We start from the raw sequence: 21,382 nt of genomic DNA on the forward strand, positions 1-21,382 counted from the left end.
GGGGGTGAAATGCCTCAAATACAGGGATTTCGAATCCGAAACTACAAAGCGCTGAAAGATATTACACTCGGAAAGTTATGGAATAATCGTAATAGACCTTTGACGCCTCTTACCGTCGTTATCGGAAAGAACGGAAGCGGTAAGAGCAGTATTTTTGAAGCGTTCGGTTTTATCGCCGATTGTTTAAAGACGGGCGTGGAAGATGCGTGCGATGTGCGCGGCGGCTTTGAAAAGATTTTTTCGAAAGGTCAAAACATAGATGAACCTATGGCATTCGAATTGTATTATCGGGAGAGTGCGGAAGAAAGCCCTATTACGTATGAGTTTTCGATAAAATTGGATAAGAATCACCGTCCCTTTGTTTTTACGGAACGGCTGCGGCAGCGAAGAAAAGGACAAAGATGCGGGCAGCCGTTTTTGTTTTTGGTTTTAAATGACGGCGTGGGGATTGCGTGGAAAGGCAAAACGTCAGGAACGCAGATTACGGAAGATGAAAATTCCGTATTTGATATAAATCCGCTTATTTCAAAAATCGAATCGGGTATTCAAACGGAAGAAACAAATGAGACGGAAGTGGTACGTCTTAACGATAACCGGCATTTGGCAATTACGACATTGGGAGCATTAAAGCAACATCCCCGTATTACCGCCTTTCGTAAATTTATCGAAGGTTGGTATGTCAGTTACTTTTCTCCGGATTCGGCTCGTGCATTGCCGCTTGCGGGCGTACAAAAGCATCTCGATGTGCACGGCGATAACGTTGCGAATGTCGTACAGTTTATGCAGCGGGAACATCCGAAACGATTCAAAGGAATTTTGGAACGCATTGCCAAGAAAATACCGGGGCTTGAAAAAATAGATACCGAAATTTCTTCCGACGGGCGTTTGCTTTTGAAATTTTACGGGCAGGGATTTAAAGAGCCGTTTTACGCTCAGCAAATGTCCGACGGAACGCTTAAAATGTTTACGTATATGCTGCTCATGGAGGATCCCGAACCTCATTCCTTTATCTGTATAGAAGAACCTGAAAACGGTTTATATCATAGATTATTGGAAATCCTCGCAGCTGAGTTTCGTGAACATGCAGCCGAGAAAAAAAGCGGCTCCCAATTATTTATTACAACCCATCAGCCGTATTTTGTCAACGCTCTTGAACCGGACGAAGTTTGGATACTTGAAAAGCAAGCCGACGGTTTTTCTGCAATTCATCGTGCAAGCGATGATACATTGGTAAAAGATATGGTTGCTGAAGGTATTCCGTTGGGAAGTCTGTGGTATAGTGAATATTTGGATAAGGATTAACCGCCGTGCATTATGAAATATTGGTGGAAGATATATCCGGGAAAGCGATGCTCGATAATTTGCTGCCGAAAATTATTATACATACAAAAAATACTTTTCGTGTTCACGCGTACAAAGGACTTGGTACAATTCCTAAAAATCTGAAAACCGCGCACGGCGTATCGAATAGGATTTTATTGGAACAGCTTCCGCGATTATTGAGGGGATACGGTAATGTGCATAAAGCGGATAATGAACAAATTCTTATCGTCGTATGCGATTTGGATGACCGTAATGAAAGAAAATTTTTGTCGGAGCTGAAATCGTTATCGGATAATTGCCGCCCAAAACCGCGAGTGGAATTCTGTCTTGCCATAGAAGAAGGGGAAGCGTGGCTGCTTGGCGATATAGCTGCGATTAGAAAAGCGTATCCGAAGGCGCTCGACAATGTGTTATCCCGCTATAAAAACGACAGCATTTGCGGGACGTGGGAACTGCTTGCGGATGCCCTCTGTAAAGGCGGACATTTAAAATTGAAAAAGGACGGTTTTCAAGCGATCGGTACGCAGAAATCAAAGTGGGCTTCGACGATAGCGCTCTATATGGATGTCTGCAACAATAAATCGCCGAGTTTTAATAATTTTAAACGTACCGTAGAAAAATATAACGATGCTCGATGAACCCTCGCCCGCGTCTTTCTTATGCAGCCGCTTCGTCGTACGCGCCGTAATGAGCGTTTACCCCTCGCACGCAAATCGAAGCGCGTTGTAGGCGCCGTCATATACGCCGGCTTTTGCGTTTTGCCGTATATGTTTGATGTACATTTCGAGCAGATCGTCCGTTTCTATGAGCGTCGCGAGCGTGCGGTGCAAGTCGGATGTGTTTTCCGTTTCGATCGTGCCGTCGCCCATTTCGCTGCCGCGGATTGCACCCCACGCTTCGTGTTTTCCGACGCGCTGGATAAACAATTTCGGTATCGGGTAAAACGACAGTTCGCTCGGCTTTGTGATCATGATGTCGCTTACACGCATCAGCAAATTCGTTAAGTAGACGGCCGCGTAGAATTCGCCGTGCAAAAAGACGTGAACGCCGCGCACGTCGTCCGTTTCGGTTTCTTTGACGAAGCGCTTTGTCGCATTCCAATCGGTGTGCATCATATATGAAACGCCGCTCTTATCGAGATTCGCTTTGAGTTCTTTCCATCGTCCGGCGTGATCTCCCATGTTTACGAAAAACGCGGCATTGCCGTTTTCGATAAATGTTTTGCACGTTTCGATGATATCCGCAAAACGCCGTGCCTGCGCTCCGGCTCCTCCCATCGTGAGCAAAAAGCGGCGGGGCTTTCCTTCTTTCATGCGTTCTATCCGCCGTTTGCAGTCTCCTTCGATTGCCGATACGATTTCGTAATCGACGTAGTGACCGGTTTCGAGCAGCGTGTCCGGTTCGAGACAGCGCGTGATTTTGCACTTGCCGTCCATCGAAAGGAGCGTACGGTAACCCATATATGCCGACGGCGACTGCACAGTGTGACGGCTTCCTTCGACGAGCCAAAATCCCATCGGGTAATTGTCGGGGATGATGCTGACGACGTTTTTGACACCGCCCATGATCGCCGCGTGTCCGACCCACGGGTGCATCGAAAGGAGCGGCACGTCTTCGGGAATCAATTCCAAAATCGGTTCGAAAAGCTGCGAGAGGATGCGTTCGTTCACCGACGCCGAAAGCGGTCTGCTCCCGACGGACGTCGCTTTTTCCCACACGTGTTTGTTGAACCACTTCCAACGCTGCGAAACGCGGGAGAGCACGTCATACCAATACTGTAAAAAGCGGATCGATTTTTGCGCCGTGCTTCCGTCGAACGCCGTCAAATCCAAAAGATAGGGCGTATAGCCGAAACGTTTCGCCGCAGACGCCATTGCGATTGCAATGCGCCAGTGTCCGAATCCCATGCGGATCGTACCGATGATGATCGCGTGTTTCGATTGTATGTCTCGTACTTTTCCTTTCGTTTTATTTTTGTCGACGATCGTGAGCATGCCGAAATCGTTATACGCTTCCCCTGCGGCGACGGCTCCCGGTTCGACGGGCGTATCATCCCGAGAAAAAAGAAAACGGCATACGCGGTATTTGAAAAAAGCAAAGCGCACTTCGGACGGCGCAATCGGATTGCCGAACGCCTGAGTGTAAGAGCCGTGCGGATCCATAACGCTATTGTAATGCAATGAATGCCTGCGTGACAAGAATTACGGGGCGTTGCGGGGTGTCCCCGCTTGAGGGGGCAGCGCACAACGAAGTGTGCGCGAGGGGGAGGCTTCCCCCTTCGGATTAAAAACAGTTTGTTCTATTGCTTGTTAATTTTTACCTGTCAATTTTTACCTTGACAAAACCTGTAATTTCACTATCATATAAATGTATCGAGAATGACAAAATACCGCGTTTTGTCATTTTGAGTTTGACGAGGTACCAATGAAAAAATATGCTTTTTTGTTTCCGGGTCAGGGCGCACAGGAACCCGGCATGATGAAAGACGTGTGCGAATCTTTTCCCGAAGCGAGGACGCTGCTCGATTCGATTTCATCGATTACCGGCAGAGATATGGCAAAGCTTTTGTGGGAAACGGATCAGGCGGAATTGAGCCGCAGCGACAACAGTCAGCTCGCGATCACGTCCGCCTCTCTCATGGTTTCCGAAGTGCTGAAAGCGAAAGGCATCGTACCGTCCGCTGCTATGGGATTCAGCCTCGGCGAATTTCCGGCGCTCGGCATTTCGGGCGTCCTTTCGTTTGAAGACCTCATCCGCGTCGTGCAAAAGCGCGGCGAGATAATGCAGCGCGTGTGCGAAGAGATCGCTTCCGCAAATGCAGGCCATGCTCCGGGCATGAGCGCGATCATCGGTTTGCCGCCTGAAAAGGTGCAGGAAATCTGTTCAGGTCTTAAAGACGTGTACGCTGCAAATCTAAACAGCGCCAAACAGACGGTTATCAGCGGTACGGCCGACGGTCTTGCCGCAGCCGAAAAAGCGTGTACCGAAGCGGGCGCGCGGCGTGCGATCAGGCTTTCGGTCGCCGGTCCCTTCCATTGTCCGCTCATGCAAAAAGCCGCCGACGAATTTGAAAAGGCTATCGCGGACGTGACGTTCGCCGATCCTAAAATCGATTTGTTCAGCAACGTAACCGGAGAAAAAGTCGTCAAAGGAAGCGGTGCGAAAAAAAACGCGGTGCTGCATTTGACGAATCCGGTGCGGTGGACTCTGGAAGAAAAAGTGCTCGCCGACGTCATGGATGCGGATTCCGCGAACGAATGGCGCGTGCTTGAGCCGGGTGTCGGTAAAGTGCTGAGCGGGCTTTGGCGCGATTCTCCTTTCGGCGAAAAGCGGCCGAGCACGCCCGTCAATTCGGCCGAATCGATCGGCGGAGTCGAGTGATGCTGCTTAGAGGTAAAAAGGCGCTCGTCACGGGATCGAGCCGCGGCATCGGTCGAAAGATCGTAGAAACTTTTTTGCGCGAAGGCGCTGAAGTGTGGGGGCTCTGCTCGCATCCGTCGGAAGCGAAATCGGAGCTGGAACGGTTGCCTCATCGCAGGGTACGGCTTTTCACGAACTTGCTGCCGATGCGGGAGATGCCGCCCGCCTTTCGGAAGTCGTTAAAGAAGCGCTTTCGGCTTCCGGGGGATTCGACGTGCTCGTCAATAACGCGGGCATCACGAAGGACGGTCTTTCGTTCCGCATGAAAATCGAAGATTGGCAAAAAGTTCTCGACGTCAATCTCACTGCGGTGTTCGTTGCAACGCAGATCGTTTCAAACGATATGATTCACAAAAAATCCGGTTCGATAATCAATATGTCGAGCATCGTCGGCATACACGGCGGTGCTGGTCAGGTCAACTACAGCGCGAGCAAAGCGGGTCTCATCGGCTATACGAAAAGCCTTGCAAAAGAAGTCGGTTCCCGCGGCGTACGCGTAAACGCCGTAGCGCCCGGCTATATCGAAACGGATATGACAAAGGCGGTGAATGAAAAAGCGCGCGAAGCGTGGGTCGCTCAGATTCCGCTCAAACGTGCGGGGCAAACCGAAGACGTCGCGAACGCGGTGCTGTTTTTGGCAAGCGATCTGTCGGCATACGTTACGGCCCAAGTGCTCGGTGTAGACGGCGGCATGGGCGCATAAGGCTATGGACGCCTCCGAAAACCATGCCGGATTTTTGGAGACGCTTTTATGTTATTGATTAGTAATTTTATAACGGAATAAACAGGAGTTGGCGGTTATGGAAAAGAGGCGTGTTGTTATAACGGGTATGGGAGCTGTTACCCCGATCGGAAATTCGGTTGCGGAAACGTGGGCTGCGGCAAAAGCGGGTAAAAGCGGAGTTGCTCTCATCACGCATTTCGATGCAAGTACGTTTAAAGCGCGGTATGCGGGCGAAGTAAAAAACTTCGACGCGACCAAGTATATGAATCCCGAAGCGGCGCGCAAGATGGCGCGCTTTTCGCAATATGCGGTCGCCGCGGCAAAGATGGCGCTCGACGATGCATCTATCGAAGCGAACAGCGATGTTATCAAAGACGCTGCGATCTTTATGGGTGTCGGTATCGGCGGCTTTGAAGTGAACGAAGATTGCTGTATCAAATATTCGCAGAGTCCGCAGCACCGTCTGCCGCCTATGACGATTCCCGAACTGATCCCGAACGAAGCATGCGGCAATATTTCCATGGCTTTCGGCATCCACGGGCCGGCGCACACGGTGACGACCGCATGCGCGAGCGGTTCGGACGCGCTCGGCGATGCGCTCGATTTTATCAGAAGCGGCAGGCGTGATATATGTCTGGCGGGAGGAGCCGAGAGTACGATCAACGGATTCGGCATCGCGGGTTTTGAAGTGCTCCACGCGCTTTCGACTTCTTTTGCGGACAATCCCGCAGCGGCAAGCCGTCCCTTCGACAAAAAGCGCGAAGGCTTTGTTATGGGTGAAGGCAGCGCGGTATTCGTGCTCGAAGAATACGAACATGCGAAAAAACGCGGAGCGAAAATATACGCCGAACTCGCAGGCTACGGCGGAACGAGCGACGGTTATCACTTGACCGCTCCGAACCCCGACGGCGTTTGGGGAGCGGCGGCTATGACGGAAGCGCTCAAAGATGCGGACGTAAAGCCGGAAGAAGTACAGTATTACAACGCGCACGGAACGGCGACGAAAAAGAACGACCCTTGCGAAACGCAGATGTTGAAGATCGCGTTCGGTGAAGAAAACGCGAAAAAGCTGCACATATCGTCGACGAAGAGCATGACCGGACACTGCCTCGGAGCTACCGGTGCAATCGAAGCGATGTTTGCAGTCAAGGCTATCCAAGAAGGCTTTATCCCTCCGACGATCAATCTCGACGAACAGGATGTCGAAGGCGGCTGCGATTTGAATTATACGCCGAATAAAGGCATCGAGTGCAAAGTCGATTGTGCCATGAGTTCGACATTCGGCTTCGGCGGACACAACGGCGTTATCGTATTGAAAAGAATTTAATATTTTCCGAACGGGAGACACTATGGTTACGAACGATATCGCATCTCTTTTACCGCACCGAAAGCCGTTTTTATTTGTCGATGAAATACTTTCGTGCGATGAAAAAGGCAGCGTAAGCACGCGGAAATTTACCGACGACGATTTCTTTTTTAAGGGGCATTTTCCGCAGTATCCCGTCGTGCCCGGCGTTATCCTTATCGAAACGATGGCGCAGGCGGGAGGAGCGGCGCTCAGCTTTCAAAAGAAATTTCAGGAAGGCAGTTTGTTTTTTCTCGCTACGGTCGATAAAGTGAAGTTTCGAAATCAAGTGCGTCCCGGCGATACGGTGCGCATGGAAATCACGAACCTGCGCGTTTCGGCTCACATGGTAAAGCAGTCGGGCAAAGCCTATGTCGGCGACGTTTTGGCTGCGGAAGCAGAATGGATGTGTCTCGTCGGAAGCGAAAGCTCCGTACAGTAAACGATCGGTACGTTCGGTAAGCCGGGTCGGTTATGAAAGCCTCGTCGTTCCGATCGCCGTTTTATGATAGATAAAATCGTGATATAATTTTTTTATTCGTGCGGAGCATTTGATACTCCGGCACGAATAAAACGGTTTTCATAGGTTCAATACTTATCGAGTCGTCAATTTTCCGTTTTTATAAATATAATTCGCGCTGTCCGCATATTTTTTCGGAATCGCAATGCCGCATGCGGCTGCCGCATCGACGTCGATGAGCAGATCGCTGTCGCTCGGTTCCGTCATAAAACGGATCGGCATATCCGCAGGTTTCGCACCGCGCAAAATCTCTACGACCATTTCACCCGTTGCGCGCCCCGCTTTATAATAATTAAAACCGCTTGCCATAAAGATGCCGCCGTTTTTCGCTCCCGTAACATCGCCTGAAAAGATCGGTTTTTTCGCTTTGGCAAAAACGTTTACGACTGCGGGAAGCGCGCTGAACACCGTGTTATCGGTTGAAAGGTAGAGACCGTCGACGCGCTTTACGAGCGTTTCGGCCGCCTGCTTTACTTCGGAGGAATTCGTGATCGCCTGCGTTACAAGCGTAAGCCCCTGTTCTGCGCATCCTTTTTTTACGAGGTTGAGCGCACTTGCCGAATTCGCTTCATTGCTCGTGTAGATGTAGCCGAGCGTTTTGATTCCCGCGACTTCTTTAAATAATGCAATATGCTGATCGGTCGGAATCGCATCGCTCATACCCGTTACGTTGCGTTCTCCGTGAGCCGTCGTCGATACGAGTCCCGCACCGACAGGATCGGTGATCGTTCCGAATACGACAGGTACGTCTTTGATCGTATTGGCAAGCGCGACGGCAACGGGAGTTGCTATACCGACGGCGACATCGACTCGCTCGTCACGATAGCGCGTTGCGATTTGAGCGGCCGTGTTTACATCTCCGTTTGCATTTTGTAAATCGTAGTTTGCTTTGATGCCCGATTCGTTGATCACATCCATAATGCCCCGCTCGATGTCGTCGAGCGCTTGATGCTGCACGATTTTTGCGATCCCGATCTTATACGTCTTGCCCGAAGAAGGCGCATCCTGTCCCCCCATCGCCGACACAAGTCCCGCCGTAAACAAGGCCGCCGTAAAAGCCGCACATAATTTTTTCATACAAAACTCCTGTTATATACCCGCATCGTGCGGATCGATTTTCATCTGTTTCTACAAACAGTAACAACAGTATAATACTATTTATAGAAACATGTCAAGAGCGAGCAAATCCGAATAATGCGGGATTTGCAGCGAGCGCGAAGTTCCCCCTATTTTTTCGTGCGGCTGCAAAATCTTCCATACACATTTCACGGCTTTTGCAGTATACTGATACAATGCAGCGCGCGCTCATCACACTGGAAAATTGCCGTATCGAAAATGCAAAGTGCATATTGATCGCGTCCGTTTCGTGGACTATGCGGACGGGCGAAGTGTGGCTTGTCACGGGGTCGAACGGCGGAGGGAAAGCCGCTTTTCTTTCGGCGCTTGCGGGGGAACTCGGTATCGCAGCGAACGACGGCGAAACGCGCGGCCGATTTTTTTCCGAATTTAATAATGCAGCGGAAATCGTTTCGCTTGAACGTGCAGCCGCCCTTATCCAAGAAGAGCGCGATAACGACGAAAGCGAATACTGTGAGGGCGGAGTCGATATCGGACGGACAGGGCGTGCCTTTATTGCGGAAGCGCTTACCGGTACCGACAAAAAAAAATCCGTGACATCCGAAATCCTCGATTCGATTGCAGCGCATCGGGCGATAAAATTATGCGGCATCGAAGCGGTGCTCGAGCGCGGACTGAAATATATGTCTACCGGAGAAATCCGCCGCACACTGCTTGCCCGCGCCCTCCTTTCCGGAAAAAAGTTGTTAATTTTAAGCGATCCTTTCGCAGGACTCGATGCGGAAAGCCGTACGATTCTCAAAAATTTTTTCAATGCGATTGCTCTCGAACAACGCGCCGAAAGCGCATCGAACGAACCGAATCCCTATATCATCCTCGGTGCGGAGCGTTATACCGAAATTCCCGATGCCGTAACGCATGTGATTGAATTTAACGACGGCGCGCTTTCATTTTCCGGGACGCGAGGCGATTACGAAAAAATTATCGAGGAACGTAAAACCGAAAACGAGAAAACGAGAGGTACCGACAAGGCGGCATTCGCCCGACAAATTATTAATTTTCAAAGCGATTTGAAAATGATGGATGACGATTCCGCTTTGCAAGTGAAAACGCAATCGGATCACCGCGTACTTATCGAAATGCACCGCGTCAACGTCGGATGGGACGGGCACGCCGTGCTTAGCGATTTGAACTGGACGCTGTACGAAGGCGAACACTGGCTCATCAGGGGGCCGAACGGTTCGGGCAAAACGACTTTCCTCGAATTGATAACCGGCGACAATATGCAAGTCTATTCGAACGACATGCGCGTATTCGGTTCCCGTCGCGGAAGCGGTGAAACGATGTGGGACATCAAAGCGAAGCTCGGCATCGTATCGTACCGGATGCACGTCGAATACCGCATGCTCGGCGGAACGGCGCTGCGCGATGTCGTCGTTTCGGGATTCCGCGATTCGATCGGTCTATACGGAAAAGCGACCGATATGGAAACGGCGGCTGCGGAAAAGTGGCTTTCGCTCGGCGGATTTTCCGGCCGCGGAAATGAAACTTTTTCCGCCCTCAGTTACGGTGAACAGCGCGCCGTCCTGATTTTGCGCGCTGCGGTAAAATGCCCGCTCATCCTCGTGCTCGACGAACCCTGTCACGGTCTCGACGAAAATCACCGGCGGCGAGTGCTCGATTTGCTCGAAACGATTGCGGAAAGCGGTACGACCACGCTTCTTCATGTGACGCACGAAAGCGACGAAGCGCTCGCATGCGAAAAACACATACTCGAATTGCATCCGGGCAAAACGCCGATGTATAAAATAGTAACAATATAAATAACAGGAGTACGCAAAAGATGACAAAACACCGACAAAAATTAGCAATTTTGATGCTGCCGTTTTTTTCCGCAATTCTTTTTGCCGGAGGAAAAAAAGATGTGCCGCCGCCGGAAACTCCGGCTGAATACGCCGAACGAACGCTTTCGGAAAACGAAGGCGCCGCATATCCGCGCGAGCCGATAGACGGAGAACATGCTTCTTTCGGCGAAGTATGGGGGTTTGCACTGCAGGAACGGAGTGAAGAAATCGATTCGGCCGCTCCGCTCACCGATATCGCACTCTTTACCGCGACGCTCAACAATTATGCGGAACTGGCCTCAGTGCCCCGTCGCTCATCCCTTCCGTCGTTCGCCGGCCGCGTGCACCTTACCTTTGCATGTGACAGCCGCGCGCTCGTTCATTTTGTATTGGATAAAAAACTCGGTTTCCGGAAAGGATTTGAAACCTCTCTTGCGGAAGCTGCTGCGGACTTCGACGGTCTGTGCATCGATATGGAGTATATTCCCGCGCGCGACAGGGAAAATTTTTTAAGTTTTTTGCGCGACATGAAAAAAGCGATCGGCGCAAAAATTTTGAGCGTTTGCGTGCCGGCGCGGACGCGCACGATTGCCGACGATATCTTTCCGTATAAGACGATCGGAGAAATCGCCGACCGCGTCATCATCATGGCGTACGACGAACACTGGAGTACGAGCAGCCCGGGACCGGTCGCATCCTACGCATGGTGCGCCAACGTTACAGACTATGCGCTTACGGTAATCCCCAAAGAAAAGATCGTTATGGGACTGCCGTTTTACGGGCGTACATGGATGGAAGAGCGGCATGCGGGTGCATGGTATTTCAGCGGCATCAACCGTAAAATGCTTGAAAACGGCGTACCGCAAGTCGAACGCGATGAAGGCGGCGTCGCAAAGATAAACTATACCGCTACGGTCAACGTAACCGGCTATTTCGACGATACCTATTCACTCGTAAAAAAATGCCGTCTCTACGAAGAAAAGAAAATTAACAATATTTCGTTTTGGCGGCTCGGGCAGGAAGATAAACTGTTTTGGCAATGGATAAAAATAAAATAGATCGCGGCGGGGAATTCCTCCGGTTGTTTATGCGATAAGATTCACTTGCGTACGCGGAACATCGTCGTCCCGGTTTTATCCCGCGTACGCTATTTTTTCCCATTTCGTCCGCGTAAGGCGTATTAAAAAAATCATGCCGCGGAAACAGAGTTCTATGTCCATCGCGATCCATGCTTCGTACAATCCGAATCTCGGAACGAGGAAAATTGTCAGCACGATGCGCACGCCCCGCAAACTCGCAAGATTCATAATGCCGGGGATGAGTGTATCGCCCGCTCCGAGCCATACGGACGGCATACCGGGTACGCTGCAGTGCCATATATACGAGAGAATACGGGAGAGCGGAATTTCTTTCCGCGCTTTTAATAATTTTGCAAGGTCGGGCGATTTCGTCCGCCTCGTCAATTTTCTTCCTGAGCGGCGTACCAATCGATTTTTCGTGTCAGTACCATGAGCAGCGTTACGACGAAGAACAATCCGAGGCTGCCGATCAAAAGCGCGTAGTCTTCGGCTTGCAGCGTACCGAACAAAAATATATACGATACCATCTGAACGAGCGCAAAGCAGGCGCCCCACTTAGGCTTTTTGAAAATTGCGGCCGCATAGAACAATAAAAGAAAACTTACCGCCGCCGAACTGATCCAGTAAGTTGCACCGAACGAAATGTGTTCGGAAACCGACAGGAGCAGCAGATAAAATATGACATCGGCAAGCCCTATAAGACAGTACTGCACCGGATGGATTTTTACATGCGTAAAAATTTCGAATATGAATATGGTAATAAAAGGAATTATTAAAAACAGAAGTGCGTATTTTATACTTCGCTCTGTTTTTTGATAATTGTCGACCGGCGTTACAAAATCGATCTGTATGGTTTCGGCAGCGTCGCCGTCCCTGTCGTATGAATCGTACCCGTATTTTTCATTGTATTTTCGCACCGACGATACGGGCGCGTCTTTTTTTTCCGATGCGATCCACTCTTTCGGAAAAGCGGTCGAAAGGCCCGCGATATTCCACACGGCGGAAAAACCCGCGTCGGAAATGCTGCGCTCGGTCGGAAGCCATCCTCCGGTAAAGCCCGGCGTCGGCCATGTCGATTCGACGGAAAAAGTATTGTCGGCGGCGATCGGCATTGCGGCAAAATATCGTCCGCCTTGGATTTCCGTTTCAGCCGTAAAGGAAAATCCTTTTTTGCAGTATTCGGCCGGTACATTATAAAATACCGTATTTGAAAAAGGACTTGCGTTTTCAGGCGACATGAGCGACATTTCGAGCGGCGTTCCGTTTGCGGTGATGACGGGAAGTTTCGTTAAATTCTTTTTGTTGGAAATACCGAGCATCAAAACGCATTCGTCCCACACGATGTCGCGCTCGTCGATTTTGTTATACGAATAATCGACTGCGGAAAAGCCGCCGTCGGAATGTACCGTTCCGGAAAATACCGGCGCTTTAAAGATACCGCGCGTCAGGTATTCGGGTTTTGCGGAAAAACGCATATTCCATGTTTCGGGTACGCACACGATATAATTCGTTTTTCGCTCGGAGCGTTTTACGCCGTTTTCCCATACGTCGACCGTTTTCTTAAACGGTACGGCGATTACGAATCCTTCTATGACGGGAGCGTCGCCTTTGGGTTCGAGGATCGAACGCACGGCGTCTTTTTGGTATGATTTTCTGTCGTCGACGAGAGAGTCCAGCATGTGCAGCGGGATCAAAAAGAGCAGCACGAGCACGAGAATGATGAAAGGTTTTACACCGATCTTTCCCGCGGAATTTAATAATTTGTTTTTATCCATAAAACGCTCCTGAAACTGTCTTATGATTTGTTTTGATATGCCGCGCGTATCGCTTCGGCAAATAATTTATTTTGATCGTGCCGTTCGGGTACGGAAAATTGCGGTTTCCCGTCTTCTTCCGAAATGCGGTACACTTGCGTCGGCGGCACGGAGTAAGCGGGACTGTCGGGATTGTTAATCCACCAATCGAGCACGGCTGCGATGCACAACGTATATTTTAATAAATTCGCGTTTGTTGCGTTCGTCGTCGCCGTTGTGTTTTGTGCGCCGAGCAAAACGTCGAGCCGCTTTGAAATTTCATTCGGAATATCGAATCGATAATGTTCCCACGGATTTTTAACCGAATCGACGATTCCGCGCACATGAGCTACCGCATCGCATGCGTTTGCAACTTCGGTAAAATATTTGCGTACGAAGTCGATGCGTTTATACAGCGTCGGATATTTGCTGTCGTTTACGGGGCGCTCGAGGACGAGGGGTTTGAATTGCAAGTGGGGCAAAAATTGATACTGTGCCTGCCATAAAAGATTCGTAATCGATTTTTTGCCGAAGGCCGAAGATTCGAAATCGCTTTGAGAATATATTTGGTTTGCAAAGTAGATGAGCGGCTCGGCGTATAATTTATTGAAAACGTCTTCTCTGTATGCCGACCATGTATCGAGCACCGCGTCGATCGAATCGGATTGTGAGTCTCCGGTTTCTTCTTTGACGAAAGCGATATTGCGGCATCCTTGAAAAAAATCTTCGATGATGCGGAGCAGAACGACGATTACCTGCATGGGGTTTGCGGGCGATAAAATATTGAAGCCGTCGCCGAATTTATAAAGCGGCTGGAAATACGGAAAGAGATCCGGGTGCGTATCCAGTTTTTGAAAGCCGGCTTCGGGGAAGAGTCTGTCGAGCAGCCCCAATCCCGTGTTGACGGTTTCATCGCGCTTACCGCGAACTTCGCGTACGACCGTTTCTTTGCGTTCGGTTATTTTCACTTCTTTTTTCGGCTTATCGGGAAGCAGCAAATCGAATTTATGAAGATCGACAAAGCGCAGGATATCGGCTACTTTTGCCGAAAAGAAAACCGGATACACTTCGTAGGAGTCCGAACACATACGCATGAGCAGCGGATATAATTTTCTGATGATTTCGGTATCGATGTAAAGCCATCGCGTTATCGCTTCTTTTGCGAGCGCCTGGAGTTTTTCTTTATCGATATCGGGATAGACCGCTTCATCGGTGTAGATTTCTTTAATAATTTTCGGAATCTTCGAACTGCCGTAATAATAAACCGTCATCAGCGGCCGGTAGATTGCTCGGATAAAAGGAATGAGATCGCAAACGAGGATCGGCTGGGGCAGTGTGAACAGATCGCCGTATGCGAGTTTGATATTTTGCATCGTCCATCCGGCGACCATTCGCAGAAATTTGAATTTGACGTCGCTGCCGCCGGCTATCTTCGTTTTGTATGTATGCGGCGCCATTTGTATGAGCGTTTTAATAACCGTGATAAACGCTTCCATCTGGTCGATATAGAGTTTCAGCGTTATGTTGTAAAATGCCGGCAGAATTTTTTCGGTCCCGTCTTTTTGAAATCGGCGGATAAAATTGAAGATGCCGTAATTCGCTTTGATTTGATATTCACTCGACATCATAAGTTTATCGATTTCGGTGCAAAGTTTCGGAGGAAGCGTTTGTAAATCGTTTTTTCTTCTGTGCTTTACGGGCGTATGAAAAGATGCGGATGAAACGGATGTTTTTAAGCGGCTTCCGGAAGACGGGTTTGACGGGTTGCGAGGCGTGCGGGGAGGAGGCGCGGAAGGACGCTTCGCACGCGGCGTATTTTGTACGGGAGAATCCGCATGCTCCGTCCGTTCATTCAAAACTTGGCCGCCGAGTTTTTTTGCCAGCGTCGCCGCTTCCTTCGGATCGATGTCGCCGATCGCCTTTCTCGTTTTATCGAGAGTGCCGGGCGCCCAGTCCGCCGTTTTGTTAAAGGAATCTTTGGCCATTCCCGTACCTCCGTTTAAAAATATCGCTTGACCGAATGCGGAATCGATCGATAGCGGCTTTGCGATTTATTAAATACGCAGCCTGTTTTTTTTTACAATGCCGGGGAAATTTTTGAGAAAGAGTTTTTCGCCCGTGCCGGTAAGCAGAACGCCGTCGAAGGTTCCGAAAATCGTGGAAGAATCGGTACGCATGACGAGAATACTCAAGACCAGCTTGTTGATTGAAACGGGTGTAAAGGTGAGATCGACCATGGATTCCGTATCCTGTACGACCCACGTTTTGGCGCTTCCGAACGGATGCGTAATCGTCACTTCGGGAAGCGGCGTCGCTTTCCCGTCGAATACGACGAGATTTTCATTGCAGTCGTTCGCTTCTTCGGCATCCATATTTGTCATGACGAAACGGAACAGCAGTTTCCTTCCTTCGTAGTCGCCGAGTCCGCACATCATTTTGCTTTTCGAATGATAACGGTAATACGTTCGGTTCATCACCATAAAAGCAAGTCCCGAAGTTTCGCTCATCGGAACGGCAGGCGTCTTTTTTCCGGGAAGGATATTGAGGGAGCCTTGTATGCTCATCGCCGAAAGCCATGAAGCGGAACAGCGCCTCGTTGTCGGTGCGGGAGAGACGACGACGAGTTCGGCATGCAGCGGATCGCTGAAATGCGAAACGAATGTGCCGGTTGCCGCCGGGCGTACCGTATCGCCTTTTACGCTGAACGCAACCGAAATACGGTCACGCTTTCGGTTCCATGAAATGCGGATATAGCGCGATTTTTTGTGATTGATACAGGCGGCTTTGTCGAGCCGTATCGGGACGAAACGAAAACGCGGCGGCATAAACGTATGATAGATGAATTTTTTGCCGGTGGAACGATACCAAAAAATGACTTCCGCGAGGCCGAACATTTTATCGTCGAAGAATTCGATCATGCCGATATAATCGCCGATCGAAAACATATATGCGAGGCGGCTTTTAATTCGGAAATTTGTTAAAAATGTCGGGATCGGAATTCCGCCGAACGGAGCTTTGAGTCCTTTGATATCGAGTTTTTGCGGCACACTTGAAAACGTACCGAACCGTACTTTACCTTCGGCGATAATCGATTCGGGAGCTTCGCTTACTTTCCTTGAATACAATCGCTACCTCGAAAACTGTAAAAACACTTGTGTTCATTATACAGTAAAAATATCACTCGCGCAATTCATCAGATTTTGCTTGAGCAATGCGGTAAATTGCAATAGTATAAGCGTGCAAGGAGTCGTGCGATGGGGATCAAGCTGTATTCGCTCGGAGCGGCCGAAGAAGTAACCGGTTCGAAACACATATTTGAAATCGACGGGCGTACGTTTATGGTCGATTGCGGTGCGTTTCAAGGAAAACGGAAAACGGCCGACGAAAAAAACCGCAATTTTTCGATTGCTGCGGATAAGGTCGAAGCGGTGATTTTGACGCACGGACACCTCGACCACTGCGGACAGCTTCCCGTACTCGTGCGAAAGGGATTTACCGGCAACATCTATGCGACGCCGGCAACTCGAGACATAGCGAATATCGTCATGATGGACAGCGCGCGCATTCAGGCGAAAGACGCCGAATTTTTGAAAAAGAAAGCGGACAGGCGCGGCGAAAAATTCACGTGGCGGCCGCTGTTTTCGGAACGCGACTGTATCGCGACGACAGATCAAATCGTTTCTCTTTCATACAATCGAAAAATGTACATTGCGCCAGACGTCGAGCTCGAATTTTTCGACGCGGGGCACATACTCGGTTCGGCGTTTGCAAGCGTTACGATAAAAGGCCTGCACGGAAAAATCAGCGCGCCGCATCCGGGACACGCGGGCGAAAATGAAACGCGCATTTTGTATACCGGCGATTTGGGGCGTCGCAACCAGCCGATCATCCGCGATCCCGAAACGAAGGTGCCGGCGCCCGACTACATCTACATCGAAAGTACGTACGGCAACCGCAAGCACGCCGAAAAAGAATTCGCTATGCACGAACTCGAACGCGTCGTCAATGAAGCGGTTCGCCGCAGCGGAAAAATCATCATCCCCTCGTTTGCGATCGAACGCGCGCAGGAATTGGTGTTTTATCTGCATTTGCTCGTCGATGCGAAAAAGATTCCTGACATTCCGATCTACGTCGATTCTCCGATGGCGACGAACGCGACGAGCGTGTTCAAAGTGCATCCCGAATGCTACGACGAAGAAACGAACGAAGCGTTTTTAAAACATCACAAAAATCCCTTCGGCTTCAGTTCGCTCAACTTTACGGCGAGCGTCGACGAATCCAAAGCGCTCAACAAAAAAAACGGCCCCATGATCATCATCAGCGCGGACGGTATGTGCGAAGCCGGACGCGTACTCCATCACCTCGCAAACAATATCGGCGACGAACGCAATATTATTCTCGCGGTCGGCTATATGGCGGAAAACACGCTCGGACGCAGAATCCTCGACGGCGATAAAGAAGTGAAGATAATGAACGATTTTTATACGGTGCGCGCGACGGTCGAACAGATAGACGCGTTCAGCGCTCACGCCGATTATACGGAAATTACGGCATGGCTCGATGCTGTCGACACGAGCCGCCTCAAACAGATCTTTATGGTACACGGCGAAAAAGACGCTCAGGCCTTTTTCAAAGCTTACCTCGCCGAACACGGCTACCCGAACGTGACGATCGTAAAATACGGCGAAAGCTACGAAATCGAATAGCACGGGAAGCAGATGAAATTGACGTCTTGATCAGGGATAAGGATACGTGTACGATTGTATGGAGGCGGAACTATGGCGGGCTCTCTTGCGATAAATGAAAGGCTTCTCGATGAAGCATACAAGATCGGCGGGTACGGAACAAAAAAAGAAACGATCAATACCGCTCTCAAAGAATTTATACAACGGAGAAAATCCGAAGACCTTATTAAACTGTTCGGACAAATCGAATATGATCCGAAGTATGATTATAAAAAGATGAGACTAAGATGAGATTCGTATTAATCGATACGTCCGTATGGCCGCTCGCTCTTAGAAGAAAACAACATAGCGATTACGACGTAAGGTTGATCGAACACCTTGCCTTTTTAATTCGCAACAAATATGCAGTAATGATCGGCCCCATACGGCAAGAAATTTTAAGCGGCATACCGGATAAAAATACATTCACCAAATTGAAAAAAGCATTGGAAGCTTTTTCGGATTTCGAGATCACTACGGCCGATTATGAAAAAGCTGCAGAATATTATAATATATGCAGAAGTAAAGGCATACAAGGTTCGCATACAGATTACTTAATATGCAGCGTAGCACATAATAATGATTTTTCAATATTAACAGCGGACAAGGATTTTATTAATTATAAAAAACACATCGGCATCGAATTGGCGGATATGCCGGACTCGGTCGATTAAGCGTTTTTATTGACGATGCGCGTTTCGCATTCGCCGGTTTCTATTTTTATAAAACGCGTAAAGAGCGACACTTTATTGTCCGCATTGAGGCTTTCCCATATTCGATTCGTAAAGACATCGATATCGCCGCGGATGACGACGGGTACCGGTTCTCCTTCAAAGCTCGGAAGCGGATTTCCGTTTCCGCGGTACGTGTGTATAAAGCGTCCGACGCCGTCCTGCGGATTGTCGTATGCAAAGGTAAAGCGGCACGCGCTTTCAGGATTTCCGTTGTCGCTTTTGAGAATCGAAAGCGTGTAGTCGTACGATCCGTTTTCGATGTGCAACAGGCCGGAAATGCGCGGCGTGTAGTTCGGCTCGTCCGGTTCGAATGTGCGGGAGCGGAGCGCCTGTTCGAATGTCAGCCCCTTCGATAAGCCTTCGTACAGCGTATCGGTTTGATCTCCGTTCGTGACGATCGTATTTTTCCCGAGCACGCGCACCGGAGCGTAAATTATTAAAGCAGGATCTTTCATTTTAGAAGCGTCGAAAGCTTCGGTACGGATCCCTTCACCGTCGGAAACGAAAATACGATTCCTGCTGTTTTCGCTTCTGCCCATAATAAAATACGCGGCAACTGCGGCGGATCCGTCTTCGGATTTTCCGAGTACGATGCCGCGGCCGGGATATTCGTTTTGTTTTAACGTTTCGGAAAGAGAAAGCGGTTTCATGTTATTTTTCGCTCGGTTTTTTTCTGCCGTTGCATGCCGCCTTTGCCGTACGCTCTCGTGCGGATTCCATATTGTTTACCATGAGGATCGGCTGGTCGGTCGCTTCGAGTGCATCGCGCCACAGAGCGCCTTCGGTGTCGACGACGTTGCGATGGCGCGTCACTTCACTTATGGGAATGTGAACGAACTTGTCGTGTACGAGTCCGACGACCATCTTTGTTTTGCCGGCCATCGCCGCGTGTACGGCGTTATTGCCGAGACGCTCGCAGTAGATGGAATCGTTCGCCGTCGTAACGGCCGCTCGGATTTGATAGCCCGGATCGATGTATTTTAAATTGATATGAAAATGCTTGTTTTTAAAATACTTCGTAATTTCGTCGCGAAGATATACTCCGATATCCGCAAGTTTGATATTGCCCGAAGCGTCCGTTTCGTTCGTCTTCGTGAGCAGTTCCTGTCCCGCGCCTTCGGCAACGATGACGACGGCGTGATGACGCTCTTTTAAGCGCTGTTCGAGGTACGAAAGAAATCCGTTCGGTCCGTCCATATCGAAGGGCACTTCGGGGATGAGACAGAAATTGGCTTCATGGCACGCGAGCGCCGTTTCGGCAGCGATAAATCCCGATTCACGCCCCATGAGTTTTACCAAGCCGATGCCGTTGATCTGCGAATGCGCTTCCATGTGAATCGACGCGACGGCTTCCTTCGCCTGCTGCACCGCCGTTTCAAAACCGAACGACCGGTCGATGAACAAAAGATCGTTATCGACCGTTTTCGGAATACCGATGACGGCAACTTTCAAGCCGCGCCGCTCTATTTCGTTTGCGATATCGAGCGCGCCGCGCTGCGTTCCGTCGCCGCCGATGATAAACATCATGCTGATGCCGAGCTTTTCGATGCAGTCGACAACGTCCGAAACGCGGTCGCCGCCGCCTCTGCTCGTACCGAGAAACGAACCGCCGATTTTATGAATTTCATCGACATTGTCGGGTGTCAGTTCGAGCGCTTCAAAACCTTGATCGGGAAAAAATCCTTTAAAGCCGTATTGAAATCCGAGAATGCGGCGCACACCGTATCGGTTGTATAAACTGCGCACGATCGCACGTATGACATCGTTGAGACCGGGGCAAAGTCCGCCGCACGTGCAGATGCCCGCCTTTACGTGATTCGGATCGAAATAGATATATTGACGAGGACCCGCTTTTTGCATGAGGTTCGCCGCCGTCTGATCGTCTTCTTCGCCGCCGTCGAATACGTTTACGCGGTACCGTACGAACGAATCGTCTTTGACATAGTTTGCACGGAAATCACCGACGACATTGGAAAGCTGGATCGGAGAAGGGATTTTACACGGTCCGAGCGTTTCAATCGTAAAATTATATTTTTCGTCTGTCATACTTTACGCCTCTTAAATTTATTTTATATTATAGATAATGGCTTTTTTTTTCAATACGCACGTATAGATTTCTGCAGCGGAAAAACGGTATATTATAAGCGTATATATATTATTTCTACAGAGGGAAATTATTATGGCGAAATTATCAAAGGGATTGACGGCGCTTATCGCGGTCGCGGTAATTATTTTTTTGTTCGCATCGCGCGGATGCGGCGTTTACAACAACATGGTGTCGATGGACGAGAGCGTCACGAGCCGATGGGCGGAAGTGCAAAATCAATATCAGCGCAGATATGATTTGATTCCGAATCTCGTTTCGACCGTCAAAGGATACGCGAGCCACGAAAGCGACGTACTCACGCAGGTAACCGAAGCGAGGTCGCGTGCAGGCGGTGTCGTCAATGTCGACGAATCGATTTTGACGGATCCGGAAGCCTTTGCGCGTTATCAGCAAATTCAAAGCAGTCTTTCCGGAAGCTTGCAGCGGCTTTTGGCCGTTGCGGAAAATTATCCCGAACTCAAAGCGAACACCAATTTTCTCGCGCTGCAGGATCAACTCGAAGGAACCGAAAACCGCATCGCCGTCGCGCGACAGCGTTATAACGAAGCGGCTCAAGAGTTCAATTCGTATATCAGAAGGGTTCCGAACAATTTTGTTGCGTCTTTCGGCAGATTTGCCGCAAAGCAATATTTCAGCGCGGACGGTGAAGCGCAGTCGGCTCCGAAAGTCCAGTTTTAAAAGCCGGGCGCAAG

The 21,382-nt window shown here is 49.8% G+C and carries 19 protein-coding genes and 1 pseudogene; 12 read left to right on the plus strand and 8 right to left on the minus strand.

The genetic code is table 11. The features are described 5' to 3' along the window. Positions 1–9 precede the first annotated feature (9 nt). Together HRI97_RS01075 and HRI97_RS01080 are read left to right on the plus strand one after the other, a co-directional pair. Entirely contained in the window at positions 10–1,302 is a 1,293-nt protein-coding gene (locus tag HRI97_RS01075) for an AAA family ATPase (RefSeq protein WP_253726108.1), read from the plus strand. 23 nt (positions 1,303–1,325) lie between these two features. Then, on the plus strand, positions 1,326–1,961 hold the full coding sequence (locus HRI97_RS01080) for a DUF4276 family protein (RefSeq protein WP_253726109.1): 636 nt from the start codon (positions 1,326–1,328) through the stop codon (positions 1,959–1,961). A gap of 57 nt (positions 1,962–2,018) precedes the next feature. Here the strand turns inward: HRI97_RS01080 and HRI97_RS01085 are convergent, their stop codons facing one another. Further along, the gene (locus tag HRI97_RS01085) at positions 2,019–3,485 is read right to left on the minus strand and encodes a DUF6938 domain-containing protein (RefSeq protein WP_253726110.1); all 1,467 of its coding nucleotides are present in this window, start codon (positions 3,483–3,485) and stop codon (positions 2,019–2,021) included. Positions 3,486–3,747: 262 nt separating this feature from the next. Between HRI97_RS01085 and HRI97_RS01090 the strand changes: the two genes are divergently transcribed. The 4 genes and pseudogenes from HRI97_RS01090 to fabZ all read left to right on the plus strand — a co-directional run bounded on the left by HRI97_RS01090 (position 3,748) and on the right by fabZ (position 7,254). Beyond that, positions 3,748–4,704, plus strand: a complete 957-nt coding sequence (locus HRI97_RS01090) for an ACP S-malonyltransferase (protein ID WP_253726111.1) — start codon at positions 3,748–3,750, stop codon at positions 4,702–4,704. Then, a pseudogene (gene fabG, locus HRI97_RS01095) lies at positions 4,704–5,446 on the plus strand (3-oxoacyl-[acyl-carrier-protein] reductase). Before HRI97_RS01090 ends, fabG begins: the two are co-directional and overlap by 1 nt. A gap of 97 nt (positions 5,447–5,543) precedes the next feature. Then, complete coding sequence (gene fabF / locus HRI97_RS01100; protein ID WP_253726112.1) at positions 5,544–6,794, plus strand: beta-ketoacyl-ACP synthase II; 1,251 nt, start codon at positions 5,544–5,546, stop codon at positions 6,792–6,794. Between the two features lie 22 nt (positions 6,795–6,816). Next, entirely contained in the window at positions 6,817–7,254 is a 438-nt protein-coding gene (fabZ, locus tag HRI97_RS01105) for a 3-hydroxyacyl-ACP dehydratase FabZ (RefSeq protein WP_253726113.1), read from the plus strand. Between the two features lie 153 nt (positions 7,255–7,407). On the opposite strand, the gene HRI97_RS01110 is transcribed toward fabZ, so the two are convergent. Further along, a complete protein-coding gene (locus HRI97_RS01110) occupies positions 7,408–8,409 on the minus strand; it encodes an ABC transporter substrate-binding protein (protein ID WP_253726114.1) in 1,002 nt (333 codons plus the stop codon). Positions 8,410–8,624: 215 nt separating this feature from the next. Between HRI97_RS01110 and HRI97_RS01115 the strand changes: the two genes are divergently transcribed. Next, complete coding sequence (locus HRI97_RS01115; protein WP_253726115.1) at positions 8,625–10,232, plus strand: ATP-binding cassette domain-containing protein; 1,608 nt, start codon at positions 8,625–8,627, stop codon at positions 10,230–10,232. 20 nt (positions 10,233–10,252) lie between these two features. Then, entirely contained in the window at positions 10,253–11,311 is a 1,059-nt protein-coding gene (locus HRI97_RS01120; RefSeq protein WP_253726116.1) for a glycosyl hydrolase family 18 protein, read from the plus strand. Positions 11,312–11,386: 75 nt separating this feature from the next. On the opposite strand, the gene HRI97_RS01125 is transcribed toward HRI97_RS01120, so the two are convergent. From HRI97_RS01125 to HRI97_RS01140, 4 genes are all read right to left on the minus strand, one after another. After that, complete coding sequence (locus HRI97_RS01125) at positions 11,387–11,716, minus strand: hypothetical protein (protein ID WP_253726117.1); 330 nt, start codon at positions 11,714–11,716, stop codon at positions 11,387–11,389. After that, the gene (gene creD / locus HRI97_RS01130; RefSeq protein ID WP_253726118.1) at positions 11,713–13,107 is read right to left on the minus strand and encodes a cell envelope integrity protein CreD; all 1,395 of its coding nucleotides are present in this window, start codon (positions 13,105–13,107) and stop codon (positions 11,713–11,715) included. Before creD ends, HRI97_RS01125 begins: the two co-directional genes overlap by 4 nt. Positions 13,108–13,127: 20 nt before the next feature. After that, positions 13,128–15,110: a hypothetical protein gene (locus HRI97_RS01135; RefSeq protein ID WP_253726120.1), complete on the minus strand. Its 1,983-nt coding sequence runs from the start codon at positions 15,108–15,110 to the stop codon at positions 13,128–13,130. Between the two features lie 69 nt (positions 15,111–15,179). Further along, the gene (locus tag HRI97_RS01140; RefSeq protein ID WP_180487260.1) at positions 15,180–16,250 is read right to left on the minus strand and encodes a DUF2804 family protein; all 1,071 of its coding nucleotides are present in this window, start codon (positions 16,248–16,250) and stop codon (positions 15,180–15,182) included. 129 nt (positions 16,251–16,379) lie between these two features. Here HRI97_RS01140 and HRI97_RS01145 point away from each other — a divergent pair, with 129 nt between their 5' ends. The 3 genes from HRI97_RS01145 (at position 16,380) to vapC (ending at position 18,523) form a co-directional block, all read left to right on the plus strand. Continuing rightward, the gene (locus tag HRI97_RS01145; RefSeq protein ID WP_253726121.1) at positions 16,380–17,831 is read left to right on the plus strand and encodes an MBL fold metallo-hydrolase RNA specificity domain-containing protein; all 1,452 of its coding nucleotides are present in this window, start codon (positions 16,380–16,382) and stop codon (positions 17,829–17,831) included. A gap of 72 nt (positions 17,832–17,903) precedes the next feature. Next, on the plus strand, positions 17,904–18,101 hold the full coding sequence (locus HRI97_RS01150) for a type II toxin-antitoxin system VapB family antitoxin (protein ID WP_016521032.1): 198 nt from the start codon (positions 17,904–17,906) through the stop codon (positions 18,099–18,101). Next, complete coding sequence (gene vapC / locus HRI97_RS01155) at positions 18,098–18,523, plus strand: type II toxin-antitoxin system VapC family toxin (protein WP_253726122.1); 426 nt, start codon at positions 18,098–18,100, stop codon at positions 18,521–18,523. The genes HRI97_RS01150 and vapC overlap by 4 nt, the downstream gene beginning before the upstream one ends. Here vapC and HRI97_RS01160 read toward each other — a convergent pair. Both HRI97_RS01160 and HRI97_RS01165 read right to left on the minus strand, forming a co-directional pair. Further along, positions 18,520–19,233, minus strand: coding sequence for an IMP cyclohydrolase (locus HRI97_RS01160; RefSeq protein WP_253726123.1), 714 nt, complete (start codon positions 19,231–19,233; stop codon positions 18,520–18,522). The genes vapC and HRI97_RS01160 overlap by 4 nt on opposite strands. Position 19,234: 1 nt before the next feature. Beyond that, on the minus strand, positions 19,235–20,629 hold the full coding sequence (locus HRI97_RS01165) for an ATP-dependent 6-phosphofructokinase (protein ID WP_180487256.1): 1,395 nt from the start codon (positions 20,627–20,629) through the stop codon (positions 19,235–19,237). A gap of 133 nt (positions 20,630–20,762) precedes the next feature. Between HRI97_RS01165 and HRI97_RS01170 the strand changes: the two genes are divergently transcribed. Continuing rightward, complete coding sequence (locus tag HRI97_RS01170; RefSeq protein WP_253726124.1) at positions 20,763–21,368, plus strand: LemA family protein; 606 nt, start codon at positions 20,763–20,765, stop codon at positions 21,366–21,368. Positions 21,369–21,382: the final 14 nt, after the last annotated feature.

It is taken from the genome of Treponema socranskii subsp. buccale, from assembly GCF_024181585.1.
Taxonomy (GTDB): Bacteria; Spirochaetota; Spirochaetia; order Treponematales; family Treponemataceae; genus Treponema_D; species Treponema_D buccale.